7 protein-coding genes are annotated in these 5872 nt (G+C 38.2%); 1 reads left to right on the plus strand and 6 read right to left on the minus strand.

Annotated elements, in window-relative coordinates; translation table 11 throughout:
- A partial coding sequence (locus MK805_RS17660) for an IS3 family transposase (protein WP_240874218.1) occupies positions 1-92 on the plus strand: 92 nt, incomplete at its 5' end.
- Positions 93-147: 55 nt separating this feature from the next.
- Here the strand turns inward: MK805_RS17660 and MK805_RS17665 are convergent.
- The 6 genes from MK805_RS17665 to MK805_RS17690 all read right to left on the minus strand — a co-directional run.
- The gene (locus tag MK805_RS17665) at positions 148-861 is read right to left on the minus strand and encodes an ABC transporter ATP-binding protein (RefSeq protein ID WP_240877239.1); all 714 of its coding nucleotides are present in this window, start codon (positions 859-861) and stop codon (positions 148-150) included.
- Positions 861-1631 (minus strand): ABC transporter ATP-binding protein, encoded by a 771-nt coding sequence (locus MK805_RS17670; RefSeq protein WP_240877240.1) that lies wholly within the window; start codon positions 1629-1631, stop codon positions 861-863. Before MK805_RS17670 ends, MK805_RS17665 begins: the two co-directional genes overlap by 1 nt.
- A 13-nt stretch (positions 1632-1644) precedes the next feature.
- A complete protein-coding gene (locus tag MK805_RS17675; protein WP_240877241.1) occupies positions 1645-2859 on the minus strand; it encodes a branched-chain amino acid ABC transporter permease in 1215 nt (404 codons plus the stop codon).
- A gap of 27 nt (positions 2860-2886) precedes the next feature.
- Entirely contained in the window at positions 2887-3864 is a 978-nt protein-coding gene (locus MK805_RS17680) for a branched-chain amino acid ABC transporter permease (RefSeq protein WP_240877242.1), read from the minus strand.
- A 78-nt stretch (positions 3865-3942) separates the two neighbouring features.
- Positions 3943-5106 (minus strand): branched-chain amino acid ABC transporter substrate-binding protein, encoded by a 1164-nt coding sequence (locus MK805_RS17685; protein ID WP_240877243.1) that lies wholly within the window; start codon positions 5104-5106, stop codon positions 3943-3945.
- Between the two features lie 585 nt (positions 5107-5691).
- On the minus strand, positions 5692-5872 hold a 181-nt coding region (locus MK805_RS17690; RefSeq protein WP_240877244.1), incomplete at its 5' end, for a hypothetical protein.

Genomic DNA, 5872 nt, shown 5'->3' on the forward strand with positions numbered 1-5872 from the left:
ATATTTACTATTACAACCACAAACGAATGAAAGTAAAACTAAAAGGCATGAGTCCGGTTCAATACCGAACTCATGCCCAGCAAGCTGCTTAAATTTCGTGTCTAACTTTTTGGGTTCAGATCAAAAAAAAGGGTCTTCTTTTATATCTTAAGCAAGATAAGCTTCTGTTACTTGTTTATTTTCTAATAATGATTCTGCTTGATCTGCCAGGATGATTTTTCCTGTTTGGATCACATAACCGCGATGTGCGATGGTAAGTGCTTGATACGCATTTTGTTCCACTAATAAAATGGTCATTCCTGTCTGATTTAACTCTTGGATGATCTCAAATATCTGTTCTACAATGATCGGTGCTAATCCCATAGAAGGTTCATCTAAGAGCAGAATGCTAGGTTTACTCATGAGTGCCCTGCCAATCGCTAACATTTGCTGCTCTCCTCCACTCATGGTTCCTCCTTTTTGATGGAGCCGTTCTTTTATTCTTGGGAAATATTGAAAAACGATTTCCATCTGCTCCTCTATCTCTTTTTTGTTCTTTAGTTGAAAAGCACCCATTTCTAGGTTTTCTTTGACTGTTAATCTAGGGAATATCCGGCGGCCTTCTGGTACATGTGCGATTCCTAGTTTAGCAGTTTGATGAGGAGGGAGTCTTGTTATATCTTTTCCGAGAAATGAGATAGTTCCAGTTGTTTTTACCTGACCACAAATCGCTTTTAAGGTTGTGGATTTTCCAGCACCATTGGAGCCTACCAAAGTAACGATTTCACCAAGATTTACTTCTAAAGAAATAGTATCTAATGCTTGGATCTGATCGTAGTAAGCTGATACTTGTTGCATTTGTAAAAGCAAGCGTTCTGACATCAAGAAACAGCTCCTTTTCCTAAATAGGCTTCTATTACCCTTGGATTAGATCGTATTTCTTCTGGACTTCCAGACGCGATTTTTTGACCATAATCGAGCACGATTATTTCCTCGGAAATATTCATTACAAGTTTCATATCGTGCTCAATGAGAATAATCGTAAGGTTAAATTTTTCTCTGATATGAGTGATAAGATCAGTTAGTGTTTTTGTTTCTCTTGGATTCATCCCTGCTGCTGGTTCATCGAGAAAAAGAATGCTTGGTCTAGTAGCAAGGGCTCGGGCGATTTCTAATCTCCTTTGTTCTCCATAAGATAGATTTTTAGCCCGTTCATTGCATTTCTCCGAGAGGTGAACAGTCTGCAATAATTCATAAGCATCTATCGCTGCCTTCTTTTCTTCTAAGCGGACTCGTTTTAACTGAAATAAGGTGCCGAGTAAACCAGATGTGAGGTGAGAATGCATACCTATCAATACATTCTCTAATGCAGTCATTTCTTTAAATAGACGTATATTTTGGAAAGTCCGGGCAATTCCTAAGTTAGCTATTTGATTAGGTTTTCGATTTATGAGGGAAGTTTCATTCATTACAATACTTCCTGAATCTGGTTTATAGATCCCCGTAATCAGATTAAACAAAGTCGTTTTCCCTGCTCCATTCGGCCCGATAATGGCAGTAATGGAATTATCTTTGATAGACAAGTCTATTTTATTTACGGCGGTTAATCCCCCAAACTGTTTGGTTACTCCTTTTAACTCCAATGCAGTCATTCATCTTCTCTCCCTATTTATCTGAAATGGTTTGATCTGCTAGTTCCTTTGGATCAAACTGCTTGGTCTTGGCAGTAATCAACCCTTTTGGGCGATAAACCGCTATCAGGACAAGAATAACCCCAAAGATAAGACGCTGCATTTTTGTCGGAGATAGTGTTTCAGGTATATTAATTGTCTGTGTTAAGAAATTGGTTATTTCTGTTAATATTTGTAGGTTTAGTACAGAAATAACAGCAGCTCCTAGGATGACGCCAGGTATACTTCCCATACCGCCGAGAATCACCATAACAAGAATAGTGATGGATTCAATGAGAGTGAAACTGGAGGGATCGACAAACATATTTTTGGCGGAAAATACCACTCCCATCATTCCTGAAAAAGATGCTCCTAACGCAAAAGCCCACAATTTTGTCTTAACCAAGGGAATGCCCATTGCTTGGGCAGCAATTTCGTCTTCTCGGATCGCCTTCCATGAACGTCCTAACTTTGAATTTTCTAGCCTCTGGACTCCAATTATCACGATCAACAATATTGCAATGACGATATAATAAAACTGACTGGCAAGACTAAAGGTAAATCCAAAGAGTTCAGGCTGCTGAATCTGGGAAAGACCTTGTGCGCCGTTAGTAATATTGATTGGTTTGTCCAAATTGTTAAACACAATTCGGATGATTTCTCCGAATCCTAGGGTAACAATAGCCAGATAGTCGCCTTTTACACGCAGAACAGGAATTCCTAATAATATGCCAAATAGAGCAGCTATCAACCCGCCTATAATGATAAACGGCCAAAACCAAGCTCCACCTAGGGGAAAGATATTACTATGAAACAGCGTAGCTGCCTGTGGGGAAGCAAATATCCCATAGGTATAGGCGCCAATAGCGAAAAATGCGACAAACCCGAGGTCTAAAAGTCCTGCAAAGCCAACTACTATGTTTAGTCCTAGTGCCATTGCAATATAAATCCCTGTTTGGACAGCTACTTCCATATAATCTTGTTGTGATGTTCCACCAGAGGTAGCTAGTGGAATAATGACCACTAGTAGTATAAGAGCGATGCTCCATTTTATTTTTTTGGAAAGATGAGTATAGTGAAGAAGTAACAAAGAGCCTAACAACAAAAGAAATGCAGTAACGGATCTTTCCAAGAAGTAAACGCTGGCACTACTCAAAAGGATAAACAGTAACAATAAGGTAAACTGTAGCTTTCGGTTTTTTTGTAGCATATCTAAGCCTTTGTTCATCCTGATCACCTACACTTTCTCCTTGGCAGATTTCCCAAATAAGCCTTCTGGTTTAAAAATAAGGACCAAAATTAAAATAGCGAAAGCAAAAACATCTTTGTATTCCGAGCCAAATACGCCGCTGGTAAGGGTGCTCAGATTTGCAGCAGCAAAAACCTCTAATACACCTAAAAGTAAACCGCCAAACATTGCTCCACGTATATTTCCAATTCCCCCAAGGACAGCCGCAGTAAAAGCTTTAAGCCCAAGTATAAATCCAATGTAAGGATCAATCGTCGCATATTGTTGGGCGAATAAAAATCCAGTAGCGCCGCCAATGGCAGAACCGATAAAGAAAGTTAGGCTGATTACTTTGTTTACGTTTATAGACATGAGCGATGCTGTTTCTTGATCTTGTGCTACAGCACGCATGGCTGTACCCCATTTGGTCCGGTTGACAAATATATCGAGCATAAACATGATAGCAATGGTAATGCCAATGAGAATAAGCGTGTTTGTTTTAATCGTTGCATTTTGAAACGTTCCGATGATGGAGGAAAAGGGAATGGTTAATTTTCCTTCAAATAAGGTAGTGCCTGTTACGATATAGTTACCAGTTTTCCATTCCGCTAGGAAACGAACTAAGTCTTGTAGAATAAAGGAAATACCAATTGCGGAAATCAAAGGAATCAGTTTTGGTGCTTTTCGAAGTGGCCGATATGCTAGCTTTTCGATGCCCATTCCTAAGAGACCAGTGAGGAGAGCTGTTAGGATTAAGATGAGTATAAGAGTGATCCAAGCAGGCAGAGCAGAACCAAATGCCCCCATAGATAGCAAGAGACCTGTTCCGATAAATGCTCCAGTCATAAATACTTCGCCATGAGCGAAGTTAATGAGTTCTAATATGCCGTACACCATGGTATAACCTAGTGCTACTACAGCATAGATAGCACCGAGTGTTAGACCGTCTACTAAAACCTGGGGAAGAGCAGAGAAGATATGACTCATGAAGAAAACTCTTCCTTTCTCTATAGTTTGGGAAAGAGGTGAAGCGCTTTCATTCACCTCTTTAGATTATGCTTGCTGTTATTTTCCTTCTTCTCCAACTAGAGGGCCTGGATATTGATTGTTCTCAAATTTATGAATAAAGATTTTAGCGAAATCATTATCACCTTTTTTATCGAAAGATACTTTGGTAGCAATTCCTTGATAATCTCTGATTAGGTGAACAGCGTCTAAAACTTGCTGACGTGTAGGCTTTTTATTGCCATTTTTCTTAATCGCATCTTCTAACCCTTTGAGTAGTACATTCATCGCATCATATCCATAATAGGCGTACGATTGAGGGGCTTTATTAAATTTTGCTTTGTATCGTTCTGCCCACTTCTTACCTTCTTCTGTATTACTAACATCAGCAGCAGTTGTACTATAATAAACGTCTTTGATCGCATCGCCGGCTATTTTATACATATCAGAGGAATCTACTCCGTCTCCGCCCATCATAGGGACAGTAATTCCTTTTTCTCTTGCTTGTTTGACGAGTATTCCGAATTCAGAGTAAATACCGCCATAGAAAATGAAATCAGGTTTTGCCTCGACAACTTGGTTTAATACCCCGCTAAAGTCTTTTTCTCCAACAGTAATACCTTCATTGCCAGCAATTTTGGCTCCATTTTTCTCAGCTTGCTTTTGGAAGTTACTAGCAATTCCTTGTCCATATGCTGTTTTATCTTGGATGATGAAAATGGTTTTTGCATGTAATTTGTTTGTGGCATAGTTAGCATCTGCAGAGCCTTGTACATCATCTCGTGCTACAATCCGATGCACCGATTTGTTACCGCTTTCAGTTAGCGCTACAGCAGTATTCGCGGGTGATACCATCACTAATTGATTTTTTTGATAGGTAGTAGAGGAAGGGATAGCAACCCCTGAGTTGTAGTGGCCGACTACACCCAGAATCGATTGATCTGCACCAATTTGTTGTGCATTTGCAACACCTTTTTTAGGATCTGCTTGATCATCATAAGGTGCTAATTCTAAATCAAACCCTAATTTTTTAAAAGCTTCTGCATGATCATCAAGTGCTAACTGAGCACCATTTTTAATCGCTTCGCCAACAGTGGCTTGGTTGCCAGAAAGGGGTGTCTGGGTTGCGATTTTTATTACATTTCCACTGGAATTATTGCTACAACCGATAACGCTAATAGAAAGAAGACTGAGTGACAACCCTAATGAGAAAACTCTTTTCATTTGCGTACCTCCTAATGTTGTTAATCTTCAAGTAAAAAGGTGGATATGTAACAATCGCCCCTTTCAGTATTTCGGAAATAAAAATAGTTACGTGAAATTTTTGTTAACTATAATCGATATAATAATAAATAAAAATAAAAAAATCTATAGCCAAAGAATGGGTTGTACCTATTTTTGAGGATAGGGATGATTTAGAAGAGATAAAATTAAACGAATTGTATTTTATGTAACTAATCCTATTAAGAAATTGAGTAAATAATTTGCAGAAGCAATTTCACTGGGAAAATTAGATGAAAGAATTAGCGGAAAGAAAGATGTCTAAAATTGCATGAGGTTGTTATATAAGTTGATAGAAACATATAAGGACAAATTAGTTGGCTACATTTTTAATAGTGGTATCTCAAAAATGGTATGGCATTCTCCACTATGAACATTTTAACAGTAATTATTAATGAATATAAGATAATAATTTATATATAGAAGAAACAAAATGTGTTTTGTTTTGATTTATACGACTAATACTAAGTTCTTTTGGCTTTAAGAAAAAAAGATTAAAAAAGGGGTTGCAATCTTTTATTGACCGTGTTATATTATTTCTTGTCGCCGCGAGCAACACACAAACGGCTGACTGACAACAACTTCTACTTGATTTTCGGGACGAGTTGTTATAAAATATAAAAGTCGCGCTTGAAACACAAACAAGTGAGGCTGTCGCACTTTGAAAATTGGATAGGAAATAGATGAAGAGAAAGACATGTGTGTCTTT

This window comes from Shimazuella soli, assembly GCF_022511585.1.
Classification (GTDB): domain Bacteria; phylum Bacillota; class Bacilli; order Thermoactinomycetales; family Thermoactinomycetaceae; genus Shimazuella; species Shimazuella soli.